The organism is Kitasatospora sp. RG8 (assembly GCF_017813315.1).
Taxonomy (GTDB): Bacteria; Actinomycetota; Actinomycetes; order Streptomycetales; family Streptomycetaceae; genus Kitasatospora.
The window spans coordinates 383,190-406,657 of sequence record NZ_JAGIYX010000002.1; the positions used below are offsets into that span (position 1 = coordinate 383,190).

18 protein-coding genes are annotated in these 23,468 nt (G+C 74.4%); 9 read left to right on the forward strand and 9 right to left on the reverse strand.

What is annotated here, in order from left to right; genetic code table 11:
- Positions 1-257 precede the first annotated feature (257 nt).
- Together asnB and J5Y04_RS04550 are read left to right on the forward strand one after the other, a co-directional pair.
- Positions 258-2,090, forward strand: a complete 1,833-nt coding sequence (gene asnB, locus J5Y04_RS04545) for an asparagine synthase (glutamine-hydrolyzing) (protein WP_209410455.1) — start codon at positions 258-260, stop codon at positions 2,088-2,090.
- A 512-nt stretch (positions 2,091-2,602) separates the two neighbouring features.
- Positions 2,603-3,274 carry a YoaK family protein gene (locus tag J5Y04_RS04550; protein ID WP_245204325.1) on the forward strand — a complete coding sequence of 224 codons (672 nt, stop codon included), beginning with the start codon at positions 2,603-2,605 and terminating at the stop codon, positions 3,272-3,274.
- A 96-nt stretch (positions 3,275-3,370) separates the two neighbouring features.
- Here J5Y04_RS04550 and J5Y04_RS04555 read toward each other — a convergent pair whose 3' ends face one another.
- Together J5Y04_RS04555 and J5Y04_RS04560 are read right to left on the reverse strand one after the other, a co-directional pair.
- On the reverse strand, positions 3,371-3,982 hold the full coding sequence (locus tag J5Y04_RS04555) for a GNAT family N-acetyltransferase (protein ID WP_209410457.1): 612 nt from the start codon (positions 3,980-3,982) through the stop codon (positions 3,371-3,373).
- Between the two features lie 103 nt (positions 3,983-4,085).
- The gene (locus J5Y04_RS04560) at positions 4,086-4,766 is read right to left on the reverse strand and encodes a hypothetical protein (RefSeq protein WP_209410458.1); all 681 of its coding nucleotides are present in this window, start codon (positions 4,764-4,766) and stop codon (positions 4,086-4,088) included.
- Between the two features lie 641 nt (positions 4,767-5,407).
- Here J5Y04_RS04560 and J5Y04_RS04565 point away from each other — a divergent pair.
- The 3 genes from J5Y04_RS04565 to J5Y04_RS04575 are packed head-to-tail and all read left to right on the forward strand — an operon-like array spanning position 5,408 to position 8,864.
- Positions 5,408-5,932, forward strand: a complete 525-nt coding sequence (locus tag J5Y04_RS04565; protein WP_209410459.1) for a PadR family transcriptional regulator — start codon at positions 5,408-5,410, stop codon at positions 5,930-5,932.
- Positions 5,929-6,639 (forward strand): ABC transporter ATP-binding protein, encoded by a 711-nt coding sequence (locus J5Y04_RS04570; RefSeq protein ID WP_209410460.1) that lies wholly within the window; start codon positions 5,929-5,931, stop codon positions 6,637-6,639. The genes J5Y04_RS04565 and J5Y04_RS04570 overlap by 4 nt, the downstream gene beginning before the upstream one ends.
- Positions 6,636-8,864, forward strand: a complete 2,229-nt coding sequence (locus J5Y04_RS04575; RefSeq protein ID WP_209410461.1) for an FtsX-like permease family protein — start codon at positions 6,636-6,638, stop codon at positions 8,862-8,864. Before J5Y04_RS04570 ends, J5Y04_RS04575 begins: the two co-directional genes overlap by 4 nt.
- Before the next feature lie 102 nt (positions 8,865-8,966).
- On the opposite strand, the gene J5Y04_RS04580 is transcribed toward J5Y04_RS04575, so the two are convergent.
- Positions 8,967-9,440: an NUDIX hydrolase gene (locus J5Y04_RS04580; protein ID WP_209410462.1), complete on the reverse strand. Its 474-nt coding sequence runs from the start codon at positions 9,438-9,440 to the stop codon at positions 8,967-8,969.
- A gap of 35 nt (positions 9,441-9,475) precedes the next feature.
- Complete coding sequence (locus tag J5Y04_RS04585; protein WP_209410463.1) at positions 9,476-10,984, reverse strand: SDR family NAD(P)-dependent oxidoreductase; 1,509 nt, start codon at positions 10,982-10,984, stop codon at positions 9,476-9,478.
- 282 nt (positions 10,985-11,266) lie between these two features.
- Between J5Y04_RS04585 and J5Y04_RS04590 the strand changes: the two genes are divergently transcribed.
- Entirely contained in the window at positions 11,267-12,706 is a 1,440-nt protein-coding gene (locus J5Y04_RS04590) for a GuaB1 family IMP dehydrogenase-related protein (protein ID WP_209410464.1), read from the forward strand.
- Positions 12,707-12,712: 6 nt separating this feature from the next.
- Here the strand turns inward: J5Y04_RS04590 and J5Y04_RS04595 are convergent, their stop codons facing one another.
- The 3 genes from J5Y04_RS04595 to J5Y04_RS04605 all read right to left on the reverse strand — a co-directional run bounded on the left by J5Y04_RS04595 (position 12,713) and on the right by J5Y04_RS04605 (position 15,389).
- Entirely contained in the window at positions 12,713-13,591 is an 879-nt protein-coding gene (locus J5Y04_RS04595; protein WP_307852926.1) for a DUF5995 family protein, read from the reverse strand.
- A 98-nt stretch (positions 13,592-13,689) separates the two neighbouring features.
- Positions 13,690-14,082, reverse strand: coding sequence for a DUF3224 domain-containing protein (locus J5Y04_RS04600; protein WP_209410465.1), 393 nt, complete (start codon positions 14,080-14,082; stop codon positions 13,690-13,692).
- A gap of 215 nt (positions 14,083-14,297) precedes the next feature.
- Entirely contained in the window at positions 14,298-15,389 is a 1,092-nt protein-coding gene (locus J5Y04_RS04605; RefSeq protein WP_209410466.1) for a PP2C family protein-serine/threonine phosphatase, read from the reverse strand.
- A 247-nt stretch (positions 15,390-15,636) separates the two neighbouring features.
- Between J5Y04_RS04605 and J5Y04_RS04610 the strand changes: the two genes are divergently transcribed.
- From J5Y04_RS04610 to J5Y04_RS04620, 3 genes are all read left to right on the forward strand, one after another.
- Positions 15,637-16,569, forward strand: coding sequence for a pseudouridine synthase (locus tag J5Y04_RS04610; RefSeq protein ID WP_209410467.1), 933 nt, complete (start codon positions 15,637-15,639; stop codon positions 16,567-16,569).
- A 228-nt stretch (positions 16,570-16,797) separates the two neighbouring features.
- Complete coding sequence (locus J5Y04_RS04615) at positions 16,798-17,571, forward strand: SDR family oxidoreductase (protein ID WP_209410468.1); 774 nt, start codon at positions 16,798-16,800, stop codon at positions 17,569-17,571.
- Positions 17,568-18,635: an S-adenosylmethionine:tRNA ribosyltransferase-isomerase gene (locus J5Y04_RS04620; protein ID WP_209410469.1), complete on the forward strand. Its 1,068-nt coding sequence runs from the start codon at positions 17,568-17,570 to the stop codon at positions 18,633-18,635. The genes J5Y04_RS04615 and J5Y04_RS04620 overlap by 4 nt, the downstream gene beginning before the upstream one ends.
- A 193-nt stretch (positions 18,636-18,828) precedes the next feature.
- Here J5Y04_RS04620 and J5Y04_RS04625 read toward each other — a convergent pair whose 3' ends face one another.
- Together J5Y04_RS04625 and J5Y04_RS04630 are read right to left on the reverse strand one after the other, a co-directional pair.
- Positions 18,829-19,245 carry a nuclear transport factor 2 family protein gene (locus tag J5Y04_RS04625; protein ID WP_307852927.1) on the reverse strand — a complete coding sequence of 139 codons (417 nt, stop codon included), beginning with the start codon at positions 19,243-19,245 and terminating at the stop codon, positions 18,829-18,831.
- Between the two features lie 119 nt (positions 19,246-19,364).
- Positions 19,365-23,051, reverse strand: a complete 3,687-nt coding sequence (locus tag J5Y04_RS04630; RefSeq protein ID WP_209410470.1) for a SpoIIE family protein phosphatase — start codon at positions 23,049-23,051, stop codon at positions 19,365-19,367.
- Between the last annotated feature and the right edge of the window lie 417 nt (positions 23,052-23,468).

Sequence of the window (23,468 nt, forward strand, 5' to 3'; positions counted from 1 at the left end):
GTGCCCGCGAAGTGGGCCAACCCGACCGAGATCAATCTCGGCGGCACGGTCTGAACCTCGACTGTCACACCCGGGTTCGCGTCCGGCCCCGCCGCCGGGTGGCCGGAAACGTGTCCGGATCGAGGGAACCCCGGGCCCGCGCCGCACGACTGGTGGACCGGGCGCCGACGGGCGGCCGTGCCGGGCCGGGAGTCGGGGGCGGACCGCCCTGCCCGCCCACCCGGTCCGAGTCTGCCCGCCCCAAGGAGTGCACGCGCATGTGCGGAATCACCGGCTGGGCGTCCTTCCACCAGGACGTCCGCCACAGCGCCCCCGTCATCGAGGCGATGACCGCCACCATGGCCCTGCGCGGGCCCGACGCGGGCGGAGTCTGGCTCGGCGCCCACGCCGCGCTCGGCCACCGCCGCCTCGCCGTGATCGACATCGAGGGCGGCGCGCAGCCGATGGCCGACCGCCGCGACCGTCCGGGCGTCGTGCTGACCTACAGCGGCGAGGTCTACAACCACCACCGGCTGCGCGCCGAACTCCAGTCCAGGGGACACCGGTTCGAGACCCGCAGCGACACCGAGGTGGTGCTCCGCGCCTACCTGCAGTGGGGTGACGCGCTCGTCGACCACCTGGAGGGCATGTACGCCTTCGCCATCTGGGACGAGCGGGCGGAGCGGCTGCTGCTGGTCCGCGACCGGCTCGGCGTCAAGCCGCTGTTCTGGGCCGCCGTCGACGGCGGCCTCGCCTTCGGCTCCGAGCCCAAGGCGCTCTTCGCGCACCCGGAGATCACCCCGACCGTCGACGCCGACGGCCTGCGCGAGGCCTACAGCCTGCTCTTCAACACCGGCCCCACCGTCTGGGCCGGCGTCCGTGAGGTCCACCCCGGGGGTCTGCTCGTCCTCGACCGGGACGGCGTCCGCGAGCGCCGCTACTGGGAGCTGGAGGCCCGCCCGCACACCGACGACCTCGCAACTACCACCGAGCGGGTCCGCTCGCTGGTCAACCGTGCCGCCCGCGCCCAGCTGGAGGCCGACGTCCCGCTCTGCAGCCTGCTCTCCGGCGGCCTGGACTCCACCGTCGTCACCGCACTGGTCGCCGACGAACTCCGGCTGACCGAGGGCCCGCAGGCCAGGCTGCGCTCGTACGCCGTCGACTACAGCGACCAGGCCGAGCAGTTCACCGGCGACGTGCTGCGCACCGGCCACGACACCCCGTACGCCGCGGAGGCCGGCGCCTTCATCGGCAGCGACCACTCCACCGTCGTCCTCGACCCGAAGGCCCTGCTCGACCTGGACCACCGCCGGGCCGTCGTCGTCTCCCGTGACTCGCCGATCGGCGTCGGAGACATGGACACCTCGCTCTACCTGCTGTTCGGCGAGATCCGCCGGCACTCCACGGTCGCCCTCTCCGGCGAGGCCGCGGACGAGGTGTTCGGCGGCTACCCGTGGTTCCACAAGCCCGCGGCGCTCGCCGCACGGACGTTCCCCTGGCTGCTCGTCACCGGCGACGAGGCGGCCATGCCGATCAACCCGGACCTCGCCGCCCACCTGCGCATCGGCGAGTTCCGCGACGACACCTACCGCGGCGCGCTCGCCGCCGTCCCGCACCTGGACGACGAGAGCCCCGCCGAGCACCGGCAGCGGGAGATGCAGCACCTCTCGCTCACCCGCTGGCTGCGCCAGCTGCTGCACCGCAAGGACCGCCTCTCGATGGCCCAGGGCCTGGAGGTCCGCGTCCCCTACTGCGACCACCGGCTGGTCGAGTACGCCTTCAACATCCCCTGGGCGATGAAGAGCCACGACGGGCGGGAGAAGAGCCTGCTCCGCTCCACCGGCCAGGGCATCGCGCCCGACTCGGTGCTCTGGCGGCCGAAGAACCACTACCCGACCACCCATCACGCCGACTACAACAGCGGCCTCCAGCGGCTCGCCCGTGAGGCGCTCGATGTGCCGCACGTCCGTGACATCGCCGACGAGACGGTCCTCAAGGCGGGGCTCGGCACCCCGGCCGGCGAGCTGGAGTGGGGCCACCGGCTCCGTCTGGAGCGGGTCGTCGACCTCGCGCTCTGGCTCGACCACCACCGCCCGGCACTCGCGATCTGACGGTTCGCCTGCGGCCCGCCGCGGGGAAGGTGCGTCGTGCCGTGTCGTGCCGTGTCGTGCCACTGTCGTCCGCCGTCCCGACGCCATCTCGCCATCGGAGCACCGAACCGCCGAACCGCCGAACCGCCGCGGGCTTTGCAAAGCGCACTTTGCAAAGCGCTGGACCCCGCCCCGACCCAGCCCGGCGCCCGGCGCCCCCGCCCCGCCTCACGCCGCCTCACCCCTCCTCCCCCTCATCGACTCATCGCCCTGCCCCCGTCCCGGACACGCTCCGGGACGGGGGCGCCGGCGTTTCCGGAGGCGCGGCGGTCGGGTTCCGCGCCAACCGGGGGTTCGGCGTGACCGGGCGCCCGGGCGGGCGTAGAACGGACGGAACGACCACCGGACCCCACCGGACCCCACCGGACCCCATGGGATCCCATCGGACCCCACCGATCGCCACCCGACCGGACGCCGCACGACCGGAGGAGACAGGCTTGAAGACCGACCCCCGCCACGGCCCGCTGGTCACGATGCTGCTGGTGCTCACCGTCGTCACCGGGCTGGTCGACGCGGTCAGCTACCTCGCGCTCGGCCACGTCTTCGTCGCCAACATGACCGGGAACGTCGTCTTCCTCGGCTTCGCGCTAGCGGGCGCGCCCGGCCTCTCCGCGACGGCCTCGCTCGCCGCGCTGGCGGCCTTCCTCCTCGGCGCGCTCGCCGGTGGCCGGCTCTGCGAACTCCTGCCGGGCCACCGGGGGCTGCTGCTGGTCGTCTCCACGGTCGTGCAGGCCGCGCTGGTGGCCGGCGGCACCGCCCTCGCCGCGCTGGCCGGCTACACCGCCGACCCGGTCCGCTACCCGTTGATCGGCCTGCTCGGCTTCGCGATGGGCCTGCAGAACGCCGTCGTCCGCCACCTCAGGGTGCCGGACCTCACCACCACCGTCCTCACCATGACCATCACCGCCCTCGCCGCCGACCGCTCCGGCACCCGTCGACTGGCCTCCGCCGTCTGGATGTTCGGCGGAGCCCTGCTGGGGGCCGTGCTCGTCCTCCACGCCGACGTCCCGGCCGCACTGGGCCTCGCCCTCGCCCTCCTCGCCGCCGTCGCGATCCTCACCGACCGCGCGTCCCGCCCCCACTCCGGCCAGGACGGCCCAGGAGGGCCCGCCCCCGCCTGGACGGCTCCGGAGGGCGGGTCCTGACCGAAGGTCACCGTGCGCTCGGGGGACGGGGCCGGGGGCAGGGGACCAGGCACCGGAAACGGGGGAGGGGCGGTACACGCGCGGCCGCCGCGGGCTTCAGGGCGCGTCGGTGGCCCGCTTCGGCGGAGTCGTCCAGCCGGCGTCGACCCGTGCCCGCTCGGCCGCGATCAGCGGGCCGACCACGTCCTCGACCGTCCGGTGCGAGATCTCCGCGAACGCGCGCACCCAGTCGACGAGTTCGGCGGGCAGCTGGAGCGCGAGGCGGCGCGTCTCCGTCGCCCCGGCGGCCTCCGGGACGGCGAGGAAGGCGTCCGCCTCCACCCCGTACCACCGGGTCGTCCGCCCGACCGGTGTCATCCCGAGGCGCCGGCAGACGGCCGCCGAGGGGGCGTTGCCGGGGCGGACGACGGCGTGGATGCGGGTGAGGCCTTCGGCGAACCCCTTGGCGAGGGCGGCGCGGGCCGCCTCGGTGGCGAAGCCCTGGCCCCAGGAGTCGGGGTGGAGGTGCCAGCCGACCTCGACCTCCCCGTCGCCGTCGGGCAGCGGTACCAGCAGGACGGAACCGACGACGGTTCCGGTGTCCCGCCGTTCGAGCGCCCAGATGCCGTACCGGGGGTCGGCGGATCGCTGCCGGAACCGCTCGATCAGGGCCGGGGCCTCGTCGGGCGAGGCCAGCGCCCTCGGCTCGGCGCCGAGCCAGCGCGCCACCTCCCAGCGGGAGTAGATGTCGTAGACGCGCTCTCGTCGTGCGGCTCCCAGAGCCGGGCGGTGAGCCGGTCGGTGGTGAAGGCGATGTGCACAGTGGTCTCCGTCAGTCGTCCTGGGGCCCGCCGGGGCTGCTGGTGGTGCGGCCGCTCCACCGGGGCTCGTGCCGGGCCCAGGATTCCTCCCAGGCCAGGTCGGCCCGCCGGTTGAGGACGCGCAGGCGCAGCGCGAGGGCACCGACCAGCACGGTCGTGACGGTCAGGAACCCGGCGAGGCCGGCGCAGACCGCGTCGATGACGAGGCTGCTCCTGGTCGTGGGGGGAGTGGCGGGGGTGCCGGCCCGGTCGACCCAGAGGGTGACGGCGGAGCCGGCGACGGTGGTGTGGCGGACCTCGATCGTGCCGGTGCGCGGCTGTCCGTCGGGGGCGGTCCAGGAGGCTTCGGCGGGCAGCTGGTTCCGGTAACCGCCGGTGCGCCGGCCGCTGGTGGTGGCGGTGGGGTGGTCGACGCTCCGTACGACGGCGACGACCGGGTGGAGGCGGGCGCGGTCGGCGGCGGCGTCGCGCGCGGTGGCACGGTAGCCGAGCAGCGCAGCGGTGACGGCGGCCGCGAGGGTGAGGAGAACGCCCAGCACCGTGGCGGTCCGGGCGCGGCTGCGGGACCGGTCCAGCGGGCGGACGAGTGTCCGCGCCGACGCGTCGTCGTGCGCGCCGAAGACCCGCCGCAGCTTTCGGCCGGCCCGCCGCGGCAGCGACGCGGGCCGGGGCCGGCGGGGTGTGCTGGACACGATGCGGGCTCCTCGGGGTTCGCCGGGTTCGCGGGGCGACGGTGCGGTGGCGCCCGGCCGGGTTCCCCGCCGCGGTGCCCGTACTGCCGGGTTCCCATCTCACTCCGTCCCCCCGTCCGTGCACAAGAGCCGTGCGCGCCCGCACCACCGGGGAGTTTCGGGCGAACCGGGACGTTCGACCCTCGGCGGGGGAGGCCCGGGCGAGGCAGGCTGGAGGAGCCACGTCCCCGCATGGCCGGGACGTGACGGGTTCGGCCTGCTGTGGGGGCTTGCCGGGCCGTGGTGTGGAGCGGGGGGCGGTGTGGGGCCGCCTCCCGCTCACGCCTGCCCGGACGTCTCCTCCGAACGCCCCTTCCGGGTGCCTCTCCGCACGCCGTTCCCGGTACTCGCCCGCAGGCCTTCCCGGCGCTGTCCGCGGCTCGTTCCCGCAGGCGTTCCGCACGCCGTCCCCGGCTCGTTCCCGCAGGCGTTCCGCACGCCGTCCCCGGCTCGTTCCCGCAGGCGTTCGGCACGCCGTCCCCGGCGCCGCTCCCGCCCCGCCCGGGCGCAGTTGCGACTGCGCCGCTCACCAGATCCGCAGGTCAGAGACGTATTCTCGCCAGCTATACACTCGGAGTATACGCCTGATGTATGGTCATCTCATGAGTGTTCCTTTGACCCTTCTCGGGCTGCTGGAGCGAGAGCCGAGCCATGGCTACGACCTCAAGCGCGACTACGACGCCTTCTTCGGGCGGGGCAAGCCCCTGCCGTACGGCCAGGTCTACGCCACGCTCGGCCGGCTGGCGCGGGACGGCAAGGTCGTGGCCGGCGAGGCCGAGCCCGGCGACGGGCCCGAGCGCAAGCGCTACGTGATCACCGAGGCCGGCGTGACGGAGTTCGAGCACTGGCTCACCGAGCCCGTCTCGCCCGAACCCAACCTGCAGACGGTGCTCTTCACCAAGGTCGTGCTGGCCCTGATGCTCGGCCGCGACGCCGAGGTCTACCTCGACACCCAGCGCGCCGCCCACATGCACCGGATGCGCGAGCTGACCGACCTGCGCCGCAACGGCGCGCTGGTCGACGCCCTGCTCGCCGACCACGGGCTCTTCCACCTGGAGGCCGACTTGCGCTGGATCGACCTGACCACCGCCCGCCTGGACGCGCTCGCCGAGGCGGTGCGGTCATGACCCTGCTGATCGAGGCCCAGGACATCACCCTCGCCTTCGGCGAGACCCCCGCGCTGCGCGGCGCGAGCCTGTCCGTGAACGCCGGCGAGGTGCTCGCCATCATGGGCCCCAGCGGCTCCGGCAAGTCCACCCTGCTGCACTGCCTGGCCGGCATCCTCACCCCCGACTCGGGCGAGGTCCACTTCAACGGTCAGCGGATCGACACCATGGGCGAGGCCCAGCGCAGCGCCCTGCGCCGCGACAGGTTCGGCTTCGTCTTCCAGTTCGGGCAGCTCGTCCCGGAGCTGACGGCCGAGGAGAACGTCGCCCTGCCGCTGCTGCTGAGCGGCACCAAGCGGGCCGCCGCCCTGGCCGAGGCCCGGCCCTGGTTCGCCCGGCTCGGCCTGGACGGCATGGAGCGGCGCCGGTCCGGCGAGCTGTCGGGCGGTCAGGCGCAGCGCGTCGCGCTGGCCCGCGGTCTGGTGGCCCGGCCGCAGGTGCTGTTCGCCGACGAGCCGACGGGCGCGCTGGACTCGCTCACCGGCGAGCAGGTGATGGAACTGATGGTGGGCGCCGCGCGCGAGCAGGGCACCACCGTCATCCTGGTCACCCACGAGCCGCGGGTCGCCGCCTACGCCGACCGCGAGGCGATCGTCCGGGACGGCAGGGCCACCTCGCTCCCGGCAGGCCCGGCGGCGGGCCGCGCGGCGGAACGGATCGCCTCGTGATCGCCTTCTCGCTCCGACTGGCCGTCAGCGGAGGCCGGGAGGCCGTTGCCCGGCTGGTCATCATCGCCGCCGCCGTGGCGATCGGCGTCGGCCTGCTGCTCTCCACGCTGGCGAGCATCAACGCCGTCGGCAAGGCCAACGAACGGGTCCTGTGGACCAACTCCGGCGCGGCGAGCCGCACCGAGACGGCGCCGGTGGACCCGCTCTGGTGGTGGGACCACAGCGACTTCTTCGACGGCAAGGAGATCTTCCAGCTCGACGTCGCCGCCACCGGGCCGACCGCGCCCGTCCCGCCGGGCCTCACCAAGCTGCCCGCACCCGGCGAGTACTACGCCTCGCCCGCGTTGGCCGAACTGCTGCGCAAGACCCCGGCCGTCGAACTGGGCGACCGTTTCCCCGGCCGGATGGCCGGAGTTCTCGGCGCCGAGGCGCTGCCCTCCCCGGACTCGCTCTTCCTGGTCGAGGGCCGGACCCCGGGGGAGATCGAGCACATGCCCGGGGCGAGCAAGGTCACCACCATCGCCACCGCTCTCCCGCCCTCCTGCGACAACGACTGCCCGGGGCTGGGCACGCGCGGCGACGCCATGACGCTGATCCTCTCCGTCGTGGCCGGCGCGCTGATCTTCCCGGTGGTCATCTTCATCGGCACGGCGACCCGGCTCTCCGCCGCCACCCGTGAGCAGCGCTACGCCGCGATGCGGCTGGTCGGTGCCACCCCGCGGCAGGTTTCGGTGATCTCGGCGGTGGAGTCCACCGTGGCCGCGGTGGCCGGCACGGTCGTCGGCTTCGGCCTCTTCCTGCTGCTGCGCCCGCTGGTGGCGACCATCCCGTTCACCGGGAACCGGTTCTTCGCCGCTGACCTGACGCTCACTCCGCTCCAGATGGCGGCCACGGCGCTGGGTGTTCCCGCGGCGGCGGCGGTCGCGGCCCGGCTGGCACTGCGGCGGGTCACCATCTCCCCGCTGGGCGTCACCCGCCGGGTCACCCCGAAGCCGCCCGGTCACTGGCGGGTGGTCCCGCTGCTGGCCGGCCTGGCCGAGCTCGGTTACTTCGTCAACCGGCGCCCGGACACCACCAACGGGCAGACCGCGGCCTATCTGACCGGCTTTCTGACGATCATGCTCGGCCTGGTGATCGCCGGACCCTGGATCACCATGGTGGCCGCCCGCGCCGTCGCGCTGCGCACCAGCCGCCCGGCCACGCTGATCGCCGTCCGGCGGCTCGCGGACGACCCGAAGGCGGGCTTCCGGTCGGTCGCGGGCCTGGTCCTCGCCCTGTTCGTCACCACCGCGACCGTCTGCATCATCGGCACCATCAACGACAGCCGGGGCACGCTCAGCGGCGACCCGCAGACCCGGGTCGCGGTCGGGCAGAGCGGCCGGATGGAGGATCCGCCGATGACGGACGCCGTGTCGGCGAAGCTGCTGGCGGACCTCCGGGCGGTGCCCGGCTTCCGCGGCCTCTCCCTGGGCCACGACAACCCGCAGGGGCTCGGCAGGATGCCGGGTGAGCGCCCCTGGTTCTCGCCGAGCCTGGTGCTCTGCTCCGACCTCGCCCAGGTCCCGGTCGTGGGCCACTGCCCGGCCGGCGCGAGCGTTGCCGGCGTCCCGCAGTGGGCCTTCCTGGACCTGCGCTCCAACGCCAAGGCCGAGTGGCCGGCCGCCCCGGTCTCCGCCGAGGAGGTGGCCGGGCTGCCGGTGCGCAACATCTACGTGACCACCGACGGCTCCGCCGCCGCCATGGAGCAGACCCGGACGCTCCTGACCAAGGCCCATCCGGCGTACGCGTCCCGGACCGTGGGCGACTGGGGTTCCGCCCAGCAGAGGCAGCTCGCGGGCTGGCGGCAGCTGGCCAACGTGGTCCTGCTGACCACCCTGCCGATCGCCGGCTGCAGCCTCGCGGTGAGCGTGGTGGCGGGCCTGACCGACCGCAAGCGGCCATTCGCGATGCTGCGGCTCACCGGAGCGCCGCTGCGGCTGCTGCAACGGGTGATCGGGCTGGAGAGCGGGCTGCCGCTGCTGGTGGTGGCGGCGATCGCGACCGGGACGGGCTTCGCGGCCTCCGCGATGTTCCTCAAGTCGCAGATGAACTACGACCTGGTGTCGCCGGGCGCGGTGTACTTCGTTCTGGTGGCGCTCGGCCTGGCGACCTCGCTCGGGATCATCGCCTCCACACTCCCGTTGCTGAAGCGGATCACCGGCCCGGAGGCGGCCCGCAACGGCTGACCCGCCCGCAACTGCGGCCCCGCCCGCGTCGGCTGACCCGCCCGCGACGGCTGACCTGCTTCGGAGGCGGCCCCGCCCCGGATGGCCGGCCGGCTCCGCGCCCTACCCCGTCACCCGGCTCCCGCCGGTGACGGGGTAGGCGTGCGTTCCGGGCCGGAGCACCGAGGGGGCGTCCGGCAGCCAGCTGCCGAGCACGAGCGCGGACGGGTAGAACATCGGCCCGGGCAGTGCGTCGAGCGGGAAACGCTCCCAGCCTGCGCACGCGTGCGGCTCGGTGACCTCGGCCGCGGCCAGGCTCGGCGGGGCGAGCACGGCCGCGGTCAGCCGGGGGCGGCCCAGCTCGTGGTCGAGCAGCACGGCCAGGACGCGCATCCGCTCGGCCGGCAGCACGATGCCGGTCTCCTCGGCCAGCTCCCGGGCGGCGGCCTGTTCGAAGGACTCGCCCGGGTCGTCCACCTTGCCGCCCGGCAGGCTCCAGGTCGGCGGCTCGCCGGCGGTGATCCGGCGGCCGAGCAGCACCCGGCCGTCCCCGGTGGGGACGATGACGCCGGCGCCGAGCAGCGGTGCGGTGGTCAACTCGGTTCCTCCCTGTACGGGTTACCTCGTGCGGGTTACCAGGCGGAGCGGTCGAAGTCCTTGAGGAAGCAGCCGTAGAGGTCCTCGCCCTGCTCGCCGCGGACGATCGGGTCGTACACCCGGGCCGCGCCGTCGACCAGGTCGAGCGGGGCGTGGAAGCCCTCGTCGGCGAGGCGCATCTTGTCCGGGTGCGGACGCTCGTCGGTGATCCAGCCGGTGTCGACGGCGGTCATCAGGATGCCGTCGGACTCGAACATCTCCTGCGCGCTGGTGCGGGTGAGCATGTTCAGCGCGGCCTTGGCCATGTTGGTGTGCGGGTGTCCGGCGCCCTTGTAGCCGCGCTGGAACACGCCCTCCATCGCGGAGACGTTGACCACGTACTTGCGGCGGGACGCCGAGGCGGCCATCGCCGGGCGGAGCCGGCTGATCAGGATGAACGGCGCGGTGGAGTTGCAGAGCTGGACCTCCAGCAGCTCCACCGGGCCGACCTCGTTGACGGTCTGCACCCAGCTGTTGGTGGGCGCGAGGTCGGGCACCAGGCCGCCGGCGTCGATCGCGGTGCCGGCCTCGATCCGGGCGGGCGTCGCGGAGCCGGTGACCAGGGCGAGCGAGGTGACGTCCTCGGCGGACAGCCGCTCCTCGTCGCCGCTCGCCTGCGCGGGCAGGGCCGGCAGGTCGACGCTGCCGCTTCCGAAACGGCCGATGGTGGTGGACTGCGGCAGCTCGCCGGCCGGCAGCGGCGCGTTCTCGGCGTTGACCAGCTCGCGGTAGGACTCCGGCGGGCGGCGCACGGTCTGCGCGGCGTTGTTGATCAGGATGTCCAGCGGGCCGTCCGCGGCGACCTCGTCGGCCAGCGCCATCACCTGGGCGGGGTCGCGCAGGTCGATCCCGATGATCTTGAGGCGGTGGATCCAGTCGGCGCTGTCCGGCATCGCGGTGAAGCGGCGGATCGCGTCGTTCGGGAAGCGGGTGGTGATGGTGGTGTGGGCGCCGTCGCGCAGCAGCATCAGCGCGATGTACATGCCGATCTTGGCCCGGCCGCCGGTGAGCAGCGCGCGCTTGCCGGTGAGGTCGGCGCGGGCGTCGCGGCGGGCGCGGTTCTTCACGGCGCAGGTCTGGCAGAGGTTGTGGTAGAAGGCGTCCACCTCGACGTACCGCTGCTTGCACGTGTAGCAGGAGCGGGGGCGCTCCAGGATGCCGGCGATCTCGGTGGTCGTGACCGTGGTCAGGCCGAAGGCGCCGGCCGTCTCGTCGTCGATCCGGGTCGGCGCACCGGTGGCGGTACGGGCGGTGACGGCACGGTCGTTGGCGGTCTTCCGGGCCCGGGTCTCCTGGCGGCGACGCTGCTTGAGCGTGCGGAATATGCCGCCGACCGCCTGGCGGACGGTGATCGCGTCCGGGTGGTCGACGTGCAGCCCGTCCAGCTCGGCGAGCACGTCGAGGCAGAGCCGCAGCCGCTCCGGGTCGAGGCCGGGACCGTAGTCGATCTCCTCCTCGATCCCCTCGGTGCCGTTGCCCTGCTGGATGTCCACGCCCGCCGTCATCGCCCGCTGCCGCTTTCCTGGATTGCCTCGCCGTTACCGCGTGAATGCTACGGGAGCGGCCCTGGCCGGGGCGAAAAGCCGGACGGTTGGAGGAATCTCCAAGCCTGGGAGCCGTGCGGCGATCATGGTTTGTGCGGTGCCCCAGCAAACGTCCTCGAACTGGCTTTTGCCCCCACGGTGCCGGAGAATCGAATGTTGGGTGCGGGGCGCCCGAGTGCGCCCCGCGGCTTCGTCGCAACCGCACCCGAGGTGTAACTTCTCCCAGCCAGAGAGCCCTTTTTCATGCGCTTCCTGAACGACCTCAAGCCCTCGTACGACCTCACGTACGACGACGTCTTCATGGTCCCCAGCCGCTCCGCCGTGGGCTCCCGGCAGGGCGTCGACCTGTCCTCGAACGACGGCACCGGCACCACCATCCCGCTGGTCGTCGCCAACATGACCGCGATCGCCGGCCGCCGGATGGCCGAGACCGTCGCCCGTCGCGGCGGCCTGGTCGCCATCCCGCAGGACATCCCCACCGAGGTGATCGCCGACGTCATCGGGTGGGTGAAGCAGCGCCACCTGGTGCACGACACCGCCATCACCCTCGACCCCGGTGCCACCGTCGCCGAGGCGCTCTCGCTGCTGCCCAAGCGGGCGCACGGCGCGCTCGTCGTGGTCGAGGACGGCAAGCCGGTCGGCGTCGTCACCGACTCCGACTGCCAGGGCGTCGACCGCTTCACCAGCCTCGCCGACGTCATGTCGCGCGACCTGCTGCTGCTCGACGAGGGCATCGACCCGCGCGCGGCCTTCGACAAGCTGACCGAGGCGCACCGCAAGCTCGCCCCGGTCGTGGACGCCGAGGGCCGGCTGGTCGGCCTGCTGACCCGCAAGAACGCGCTGCGCGCCACCCTCTACACCCCGGCCGTGGACGCGCGGAACCAGCTGCGGATCGCCGCCACCGTCGGCATCAACGGCGACGTGGCCGGCAAGGCCAAGGCCCTGATCGAGGCGGGCGCCGACGTGCTGGTGGTCGACACCGCGCACGGCCACCAGGAGTCGATGATCAGCGCGCTGCGCGCGGTGCGCGGACTGGACCCGCAGATCCCGATCGTGGCCGGCAACGTGGTCTCCGCCGCCGGTGTCCGCGACCTGGTCGAGGCGGGCGCCGACATCCTCAAGGTCGGTGTCGGCCCCGGCGCCATGTGCACCACCCGGATGATGACCGGCGTCGGCCGCCCGCAGTTCTCCGCCGTCCTGGAGTGCGCCGCCGAGGCGCGCAGGCTCGGCAAGCACGTCTGGGCCGACGGCGGTGTCCGCCACCCGCGCGACGTGGCGATGGCGCTGGCCGCCGGTGCGTCCAACGTGATGATCGGCTCCTGGTTCGCCGGCACCTACGAGTCGCCCGGCGACCTCCAGACCACCGCCGACGGCCGCCAGTACAAGGAGAGCTTCGGCATGGCCTCGGCCCGCGCGGTGAGCAACCGCACGGCCCAGGACTCCTCGTACGACCGGGCCCGCAAGGCGCTGTTCGAGGAGGGCATCTCGCACTCCCGGATGTTCGTCGACCCGGCCCGCCCCGGCGTCGAGGACCTGATCGACTCGATCGTCGCCGGCGTGCGCAGCTCCTGCACCTACGCGGGCGCGTCCAGCCTGGAGGAGTTCCACGAGAAGGCCGTGGTCGGCATCCAGAGCGCGGCCGGCTACGCCGAGGGCAAGCCGCTGCACTCCAGCTGGGCCTGATCCCGCTCAGCGGACGGCCGGCCGGTTCCTCGCCACGGGGAGCCGGCCGGCCGTTCCGCCGTGGGTGCTGCGGGCGTCGAGGGTGCTGCGGGCGCCCTGTGCTGCGTGGGCGCCGTGGGCCTGGTGGGCCGGGTGGGCCTGGTGGCCGTGGCGGGTGCCGTGGCTCTCGTGGGCCTGGTGGATGTCATGGGTGCCGGCGGCGCCGTGGAAGCCGAGCGGGGTGAGCAGGGCGCGGCCCAGCAGGCCGACCGCGACGTCCAGCGCGGAGGCGAGCGCCGCCGCCGCGTGCGGAAGCTCTCGCAGCTCCCAGAGCGCGGCGACGCTCGCCCACGCCGCGTCACGGGCCGAGTCCACCGACCAGGCGCCCACCCGGTGCGTCAGCGGCTCGGCGCGTTCCAGCACGTCCGGCCCGGGCATCAGCTGTTCCCGGACCGCCGTCTCCACGGCGGCGAGCAGTCCGTTGATCCGGTGGTAGTCGGCGCAGAGGTCCTCGGGGGACCGGCCGAGCCGGCGGCAGGTGTCGATCACGGCGAGCGGCAGGTCGTGCTGGATGTGGGCGTTCATCCCGGCCAGCGCGAACTGCAACGGGTGCACCCCGGGGTGCCCGCGCAGCTCGAACAATGGCCGCCAGCAGGCCGGCGGCCGGCGCCCCGCCGCGACGGCGTCCACGGCCAGCAGGTACCGCCCGGCGAACACCGCGTCCAACTCGGCCATCGCGGCCGGGTCGGCGAAGTACAGGCCCGCCAGACGGCGGCGCACCGCCTCCGTCACGGTGAGGTACATGCGGTTGAACACCGCGACGCCGTCGCCGGCCGGAAGACCGGCGCCGATCTCCCGCAGCCGGCGGATCACCTCGTCCACCGCACGTGCCGTGTCCCGAGCCATCCATCACCCTCCGCGATCGACCGTGCGCTGATCGCATCATCGTGACAGTGCCGGGCCGGCGCGGTGCCGGCGCCGCGCGGACGGTCCGGCCGGCCGGCTCAGCCCAGCTCGTACTCCAGGACGTAGGTGTGACCGCCGTCGTCCACGGTCAGCTCGAACGTTCCGGTGATCCCCGCCAGCTCGCCCGCGCCGGTGCCCGCCACCACCCGGACGGCCAGCCGCTCGCCCTGGCTGCCCGGCGCCGAGTGCTGGAGCACGAACGAGCCCTTCCGGCCGTCCAGCTCCCCGGTGAAGCGCTCCACCGCGACGTACGCCGCCGGTCCGCCCGCGCCGTCCAGCACGGAGAGCATCCGGACCACGCTGCTGCCCGTCAGGCCGCCCGTGAACTCCTTCGTCAGCCGCACCCGGCCGAGCGTCGCCCCGGGCTGCTCGTCGGTCTCCTCGGGCTCGAAGGCGGTCACCTCGAACGCCCCGCTCGTCTTGATCCCCATGCCACCGTTCCCCTCGGCCACCCCTGCGGACGGCACCCCGCCGACCGCGCTCACACCTTTGCACACGCCACCGACAATCGACCCGAACCGCCGACGGTGGTGCCGGGCCGGGCCCGCCACCGCCCGGCGGATGCGGCGCGCCGGCGGGTGCGGCGCGCCGGCGGGTGCGGCGGGGCGGATGTCGTGCTCGGGCCAGGGCTCAGCGGGTGCGGCACTCAGCGATCCCAGCGGAGCGCCAGCAGGGCCGCGTCGTCGGCCAGACCGACGTCACCCACCCAGGTGCGGACCTCCGCCAGCAGCTCGTCCAGCACGTCCTCCGGGTTCCCGGCGGAGAGCCCGGCCAGCCGTTCCTCGAGCGGGAAGAACCGGCCCGCCGCGTTCCGGGCCTCGGACACGCCGTCGGTGTAGAGCAGCAGCAGGTCGCCGGTGCGCGGTTCGAAGCCGCCCGCCCGGTAGTGCCCGCCCAACAGCCCGAGCAGCCCCAGCGGCGGGGCGTGCTGCGGCGGCTCCAGCTCATCCACCCGGCCGGCCCGGCGCAGCAGCGGGTGCGGATGGCCGCAGTTGACCAGCCGTGCCGCGCCGCCGGTCCCGTCCACGCCCAGCAGCACCGCCGTGACGAACCGCTCGTTCACCGGGCGGCCCGCCAGTGCCGAGTCCAGCCGCTCCGCCACCCGGGCCAGCTCCGGTTCGGTGCGGGCCGCCTCCCGGAAGACCCCCAGCACGTCCGCCGCCGTCTCCACCGCCGGCAACCCGTGCCCCTGCACGTCCCCCAGCAGGATCCGGATCCCGTGCGGACCCTCCGCGACCTCGTACAGGTCCCCGCCGATCCGGGCCTCGGCCGCCGCCGCGACGTAGCGCACCGCCACCCGCAACGGCCCGAGCCGCTCCGGCGGCGGCCGCAGCAGCGCCCGCTGCGCCGCCTCGGCCACCGTCCGGACCTGGAACAGCTCGTGCTCCCGGGCCGACACCAGGACGACGCTCCCGGCACTGGCCAGCGTCGCGGCGAGCACGGTGACCAGCGCGCTGACGTGGACCGAGCCGGGCAGTCCGCGGTTGCTGAGCTCCAGCAGACCGGCCGCGAGGACGGCGACGGCTCCCGTGACCAGCACCACCCGGGCGCGCCGGGTGGTCGCCCCGGCCAGTACCGGCGCCACCGCGAGCACGGGGGACAGGGTCGTCCCGGGCCCGGACACCAGGTCGGCCACCACGGCGACGACCAGCAGGAGGTAGGCGCAGACCAGCAGCAGCCTGGTCCGCCGCGGCAGATGCAGCGGCGGCACCGCGTCCTGCGGTCCGGCGGTGGTCACGCGGGCGCCTCCAGTGGGCGTGGGCGGGGGCCTCACTGTCCACTCTCCACCGCAGCCGGGGGCACCGGCATGTCGGACGGGAGCCTCGGCCGGTGCGGGTCGGCCGGTGCGGGTCGGCCGGTGCGGGGTCCGATGCGGCGTCCGGTGCGGGGCGTCCCGGGCGGGCCTTCCCGGGGCGGGGAGGCGGGTGGCCGCGGGACGGGTGGCCGGCGGGCGGTCGGTCGGTCCCGGCTAGGCTGGCGGCGAGATGAGACGCAAGAGCAAGCCGCCCGCCCCCCTCCCGCAGCGACTCGGGGTGGACCCGGTGCACCTGCGGCTGCCCGTCGAGGGACCGTGGCCGACGGTGCGCGCGTACCTGGCCGACCGCCTGCCCACCGTGGCGCCGGAGCGGATCGACGCGCTGCTGCACGGCCGGGAGATCGTCGGCGAGGGCGGTCCGATCGGGCCGGACGAGCCGTTCCGCCCCGGCGCGCACCTCTGGCTCTACCGTGAGCTGCCGGACGAGGTCCCGGTCCCGTTCGAGCTGGCCGTGCTGTACCGGGACGAGCACCTGGTCGTGGTCGACAAGCCGCACTTCCTGGCCACCACCCCGCGCGGCCGCCACGTCGTCGAGACGGCGCTCTCCCGGCTGCGGCACTCGCTGGACCTCCCCGCCCTCAGCCCGGCGCACCGGCTGGACCGGCTGACGGCCGGGCTCGCGATGTTCGTGGTCCGACCCGAGGAGCGCGGCGCCTACCAGACGCTCTTCCGCGACCGGCTGGTCCGCAAGGAGTACCGGGCGATCGCGCCGTACGACCCGGCGCTCGCCCTGCCCCGCACCGTCCGCAGCCACATCGTGAAGGAACGCGGCGTGATCGCCGCCCAGGAGCTGGACGCCCCGCCGAACAGCGAGAGCCGGATCGAGCTGGTCGAGCACCGCGACGGCCTCGGCCACTACCGGCTGCTGCCGTTCAGCGGGCGCACCCACCAGCTGCGGCTGCACATGAGCGGCCTGGGACTGCCGATCCTCGGTGACCCGGTGTACCCGGTGCTGCTGCCGGACCCCGCGCCGGACGACTTCCGCCGTCCACTGCAACTACTCGCCTCCTGCGTCGAGTTCAGCGATCCGCTGACCGGCCGCCCGCGCCGCTTCGAGAGCTGCCGCACGCTCGCCGCCTGGTCGGATCCCGCCTCCTGGTAGCTCCGGGCCCCGCGGCGGTCCGAACAGCGGTCCACCCGGCCCGGGCGCGGCGGTCCACCGGCCCGGGTGGGGCGGGCCGACGGAGTGGGAGGGGCCCGGGAGGAGCCGGCCGGGCCGGCGGAGCGGGAGGGGGCCCGCATCGGCCTCCTGGTCTAGGTCCAAGGTACGACCCGGTCCCGGTCCCGGTGGCCGATCCGTGCGGGGCGGGGCCGGGACGATCGTGGTGCCATGAACAACGCACCGCAGCACACCGTCCGGTCCGCCCAGCCGGCCACCCCGCCCGTCGCCCTGGTCACCGGAGCCTCGCGCGGCCTCGGCCTTGCCCTCGCCCGGGCACTGGCCGCCGACGGCTGGCAGCTCGTGATCACCGCCCGCAACCAGGCCGAACTCTCCGCCGCAGAGGCCGGGCTGGCCGCCCTCACCAAGGTCACCGCCCTGGCCGGCTCGGTCGTCGACGACGACCACCGCGCCCGCCTGGCCGAGGCCGCCGCCGGGCTCGGCGGTGCGACGCTCCTGGTCAACAACGCGGGCACGCTGAACGGTTCGGACGCGGGCAGCGAGCCGCTGCCCCGGCTCGCCGACGTCCCGTTGCCCGATCTGCTGGAGATGTTCGAGGTCAACGCCCTCGCGCCGATCGCCCTGACCCAGCTCCTGCTGCCGCAGCTGCGCGCGCACTCCGGTGTCCTGCTGAACATCAGCTCCGACGCGGCTGTCGAGGCCTACCGGGGCTGGGGCGGTTACGGCGCCGCCAAGGCCGCGCTGGACCACGCCTCCGCCGTGCTGGCCCGGGAGGAGCCGGAGTTGAAGGTCTGGGCGGTCGACCCGGGCAGCATGCGGACCAGGATGCTCCAGGAGGCGTACGCGGGTGAGGACATCTCCGCCGAGCCGCTCCCCGAGACCGTCGTCCCCGCCCTCCTCGGCCTGCTGCGCGACCGTCCCGCCTCCGGCCGCTACCGGGCCGCCGACCTGCTCGCCGCCACCGCCGCCCAGGGTGAGCGATGACCGCACTCGCCGACACCGGGATCGACGTCACCGTCCCGCCCGAACTCTCGGCCCGCGCACCGGCGGAGGCCCGCGGCACGGCCCGCGACGGCGTGCGGATGCTGGTCGGCCGCCGCGACGCGGGAACCGTCGAGCACCGTCGCTTCACCGACCTGCCCGAGGTGCTGCGCCCCGGGGACCTGCTGGTGGTCAACAACTCGGCCACCCTGCCCGCCGCCCTCGCCGGGCGGCTGCCGGACGGCACCGCCGTCGCGCTGCACCTGTCCTCCGCGCAGCCCGACCAACGCGGCTCCTTCCTGGTGGAGTTGCGCCGCACGGTGCCCGGCGGGGCCCCCGCCTACTACCCGCCGGCGGAGTCCCCGGCCCGCCCCGGGCTGCGGGTGGACCTGCCGGGCGGCGCCTCGGCCGAGCTCGTCGAGCCGTTCACGGCCCGCCTCTGGCACGCCCGACTCGACCTGCCCGCACCCTTGTTGGAGTACCTGGCCCGTCACGGCAGGGCCATCCGGTACGGCTACGTGGACGGCGACTGGCCGATCGAGGCCTACCAGACGGTCTTCGCGACCGTCCCCGGCAGCAGCGAAATGCCCAGCGCAGGGCGCCCGTTCAGCACAGAGATGGTGGCCCGGCTGGCCGGGCGGGGGGTGCTGGTCGCGCCGATCACCCTGCACACCGGCGTCGCCTCCCCGGAGGCGCACGAGGCCCCGTACGCCGAGCGGTTCCAGGTCCCGGCCGCCACCGCCCGTCTGGTGGGCCACGTCCGGGCCGGCGGCGGCCGGGTGATCGCGGTCGGTACGACCGTCGTCCGCGCCCTGGAATCGGCGGCCGCCCCGGACGGGACCGTCCACGAGGCGGGCGGCTGGACCGAGTTGGTGATCACCCCCGAACGCGGCGTCCTGGCCGTGGACGGCCTCCTCACCGGCTGGCACGAGCCCCGCGCCTCCCACCTGCTGATGCTCGCCGCCGTCGCCGGGCGACCACTCCTGGCACGCTGCTACGCGGAGGCGGTCCACCACCGCTACCTGTGGCACGAGTTCGGCGACGTCAATCTGCTGCTCCCCGACTAGGGTTTCGCCCGGGCCCCGGCAGCCTGCGCCCGCACGCCTGCGCGTCCGCGCCCGCACGCCTGTGCGTCCTCGCTCGTGCGCCGCCGGGGCAGGCGCCGTGAAGGCGCGGCGGCGGTGCCGACGGACTCCGGCCGACGGTGGGCCGCCTGCCGGACGACCGGTGGCCCACCGTCGGCCCACCGCAGGACGCCGGTCAGGAGGCCTGGTCGGCGAACAGCGTGCGCGCCGCGTGGTGGGTGTCCAGGTACTCGCGCACCGCGGTGATCAGGCCGTTCTCGACGGTGAAGATGCCGAGGCACTGGTTGTGGTACGCGGAGCCGTTGGCCGCCGTGCCACGGGCGGTCCACTCGGCGACCACCTGCGGGCCGTCCGCCAGCAGGCCGGTGAGCGTCACCTGCGGGGAGCCGCCGGGGGCGAACAGGGTGCCCACCGAGCCGAGGAAGTCCTCGACGATGGCGTCCCGTCCGTCCCAGACCCGCGACAGCGGCAGGTCGCCGGGGTAGGACCAGGTGGCGTTCTCGGCGAACGAGGCCACCGCGGTGGGGAGGTCGCCGGTGGCGATGGCGGTGACGTAACGCTCCACGACGGTACGGGGGTCGAGCTGGTCCACGATGTGCTCCTCGGTGTTCCGGGCCGGTTCCTTCTGCCGGGACCAAGCCAAGCCCCCCGGGGGCCACGCGGGCGAACAACCGCACGGGAACGGTGACAAACGACGGTTGTCGTGGGTGGTCAGCGGGCCGATGTACCCGGTGGCAGCTCCAGTTCGAACCAGACCACCTTGCCGTCCCGGGTGCGCCGGCTGCCCCAGCGGTGGGCGAGCTCGTTGACCAGGTGCATGCCGCGTCCGCCCTCGTCCTCCGAGCGGGCGCGCCGCATCCGGGGTGACTCGGCGTCCCGGTCGGCGACCTCCACGGTGAGCAGCCGGTTGTAGAACAGCCTGAGCTGGGTGGGGGATCCGGCGTGCACGAGGGCGTTGGTGATCAGCTCGCTGGTGAGCAGCTCCGCCCAGTCGGCGAGCGGGGCGAGACCCCAGCCGATGAGCGTGTCGCGGGTGAAGCGGCGTGAGTGCGCGACCATCGCGTGGTCGTCGGTGAGCGGCAGGGTGGCGATCCGGTCGGCGCCGGCGGGCCGGACCTGCGCCAGGATGATCGCGATGTCGTCCTCGCTGGTGCGGCCGGTGAGTTCGGCCAGGACGGCGTCGCAGGTCTGCTCCAGCGAGCGGTGCCGGTCGGCGATGGTCCGGCAGAGCAGGTCCAGGCCCTCGTCGATGTCACGGCCGCGGCGCTCGACCAGACCGTCCGTGTACAGCGCCAGGATGCCCTCCTCCGGGAGCGTGAACTCGACGCTCTCGAACGGGACTCCGCCGACCCCGAGCGGTGCGCCGGGCGGCAGGTCGACCAGCCGGGCCCCGCCCTCGCTGTCGGCCACCACCGGCGGCAGGTGGCCCGCGCAGGCGGCGGTGCAGAGACGTTCCACCGGGTCGTACACCACGCAGACGCAGGTCGCGAACTGGCCCTCGCCGAGTGCCGTGGTGGCCTCGTCCAGCCGGTGCAGAACCCGTGCGGGATCCAGCTCCAGCGTGATCAACGTGCGGGCCACCGTGCGGAGTTGCCCCATCGTGGCGGCGGCCCGGATGCCGTGCCCCATCACGTCGCCGACCACCAGCGCGACCCGCCCCGACGAGAGCGGCACGACGTCGAACCAGTCGCCGCCGACCTCGCTGACCACGCTGCTCGGCAGGTATCGGTAGGCGATCTCCAGCCCCAGCGTGCGGTGGATCTCCTGCGGCAGCAGGCTGCGCTGCAGCGTGAGCGCGGTGTCCCGCTCGCGACGGTAGAGCCGGCCGTTGTCCATCGCCAGGGCCGTCCGCGCGGCCAGCTCCTCGGCCAGCGCGCGGTCCGCCTGGCCGAACGGCACCGGATTGCGGATCCGGATGAACTCGGCGCCGCCCAGCACCAGTCCGCGTGCCAGCAGCGGCACCATCAGGTAGGAGTGGATCCCGGCGTCGAGACCCGGCTGGACCCGGTCCGGCGACGCGACGATCCGCCGCAGCGCCGCCTCGTCGACCTCCGACACCAGGATCGAGCGCCCCGTCCGCAGGCTCTCCGCGTACACCTTCGCGGACTGCGAGTTCGAGCCCACCTGGTCGGCGGCCCCCGCCAGCACCCCGTTCGCGTTGGCCTCGCCGACGGCGACCGCCCGCAGCAGCACCGTGCCGTCGTCCGGGACGGGGCTCGGCTCGTCGCCGCTCAGGACCGCCTCGCGCAGGTCGACGGTGACGAAGTCGGCGAAGCGCGGGATCACCACCTCCACCAACTCCTCGGCGGTGCGGTGCAGATCGAGTGTGGTGCCGATCCGGGTGCTGGCCTCGTTGAGCAGTGACAGCCGCTGCTGCGCCGCCCAGGCCTCGTCCAGGGCGCGCTGGCGGGCCGCCGCCGCGTCGCGCTCCCGGGTGAACAGCAGCGCGTTGTCGATCGACACCGCGGCCCGGACCGCCAACTCCCCGGCCAGCGCCAGGTCGTCGTCCTCGTACGGGCGCTCCACCACCGTCCGGTAGAAGCCGGCCACGCCGACCGGCGAACCCCGGGCGATCAGCGGCACCACCATGAACGACCGGACGTTCTGCGTGCGGACCGCGGCCCTGCGGACCGGGTCGTCGGCGAACCAGGCCATGCCCGCCGCGTCCATCCGCGGCACCAGCACCGGCTTGCGGTTCGCCAGGCTCCACGCGTACGGCGAACTCGGCCGGAACCGCTGCACCCCTCCGGTGCGGTCGATCGGCTCCAGCGTCGAACCGTGCGCCGAGTGGAACGCCATCCGGCGCAGCACCGCCGAGCCGTCCGCCAGCGTGCGGGCCTCGCGCTCGCCGCGCACCAGGTCGTCCAGCACCTCCACCACCACCGTGTCGGCCAGCCTGGGCGTCGCCACCTCGGCCAACTCCTTGGCGGTCTGGGTGAGATCGAGCGTGGTGCCGATCCGTGCCGATGCCGAGTTGACCAGCGCCAGCCGCTCCTGCGCGGCCTTCGCCTCGCGCAGCGCCTGCTGCCGGGCGAGCACGGTCTGGTGCTGGCGCAGGTAGAGCCGGGCGTTGTCGATCGCCACGGCGGCCCGCGACGCGAGCTCGTCACCGAGCGTGATGTCCGCCTCGGCGAAGGACTCCCGCTCGCCGCGCCGCGAGTACACCACCATGCCCAGCGTGGTGCCGCGCGCCACCAACGGGGTGATCCGCACCGAACGCGGCCGGTCGCCGAGATACGCCTGGCGGCGGCTCTCGGAGATCCCCTGGCTCAGCATCGGCAGCTCCCAGGACGGCACCACCACCGTGCGGCCGGTGGCCAGCGCCCGCGCGTACGGGGAGTCCGGGGCCACCTCGTACACCGTGTCCACCGGCAGTGCCTCGGCCGGGTAGAGCGGGTCGGTGGTGGCGAGCGCCAGCCGGCGCACCAGCTGCGGGGCGCTGGGGTCCAGCGGCTCCACGTTGCGCCCGGCGACCAGCGCCTCCAGCGCGAACACGCCGCTGATGTCCGCGACCCTGGGCACCATGGCATCGGCCAGCTCGCGGGCCGTCTGCCGCAGGTCAAGCGTGGTGCCGATCGAGGCGGTGGCGTCGACCAGCAGTGCCAGCCGCTCCTGCGCCCGGGCCGCCCGGGCGTCCGCGCGGGACCGCTCGGTGATGTCGATGACGGTCGAACTCACCCCGAGGATCTCCCCGGCCGGGTCCTCCAGCCGGAAGTAGGAGGCCGACCAGGCGTGGTCGTGCTCGGGATCGCCCGGGGTTCGGCCGCGCGAGCGCGCGTCCAGTACGGGTTCGCCGCTCTCCAGCACCCGCCGCATCACCGCCTCGGTCTCCTCCCCGTTGATCCCGGGCAACAGTTCGGTGAGGCGGTGTCCCAGGTGCGCGCCGGCCGGCAGGCCGTTCACCCTGGCCAGCGCGTCGTTCAGCCGGACGAAGGCGAGCCGGGTGTCGAACACGCCCATCCCGACCGGGGACTGCGTGAAGAACCCGTCGAGGACGGCGAGGTCCGCCTGGATCCGGCGCAGCGTCGAGACGTCGGACGCCACCGCGAGCACCAGCGGGCTGCCGCCCGGCCCCGAGATCGGGTGGGTGCGGAACTCCAGGTTGACGAGGTGCCCGTCCCGGTGTCGGACCGGGAACACGCCCGACCAGCCACGGCCGTCCAGGATCTCCTGGAACAGCTCCAGCACCTCCGGCCGCTGCTCGTCCGTGGCCAGCAACTGCGCGGCCCGCGCGCCGATCGCCTCCTTGGCCGTGTAGCCGAGCAGTGCCTCGGCGTCGTTGCTCCAGTGCAGGATGCGCCCGTCGGCCTCGATCAGCGCGGTCGCGATCGGCACCATCAGCAGGGCGTCCTGACGCGGCCGCCTGGGCTCACCGGCATCACGCTGCTCGTTCACCATAGCCAGAGAACCGCCCGGAGATCGTTTCCACCAGCCCTGCCATCTTCCCACGCAGCCCCGCAGCCCCGCTCGTTCCACCCGCCCCACCCGGAACCGCCCCCACCCGGAACCGCCCCCACCCGCCCACCGGCCCCGACCCCGGTGGGCCCGACCGCCCCCGCCGCGGGCCCGACCGGCGGGCCGCATCGCCCGCACGGGAAGTCGGCGGATCCGACGTCCTGCTCCGCCATCCCGCCCCGCAAGGAGAGTCCTCCGAGCCCTCCCCGCCTTCTCCGGCCTCTGCGGCCCGAGCCCTCTCCCGCGCGTGCGCCCTGCACAGGAGGCCGGCGGGGTCGACGTCCTGCTCCGTCTGGCCGTCTGCCTCTCCCGATTCGACGTCCCGTCCAACGGCCGGATGGGGTGTGCCAGCGCCAGAAG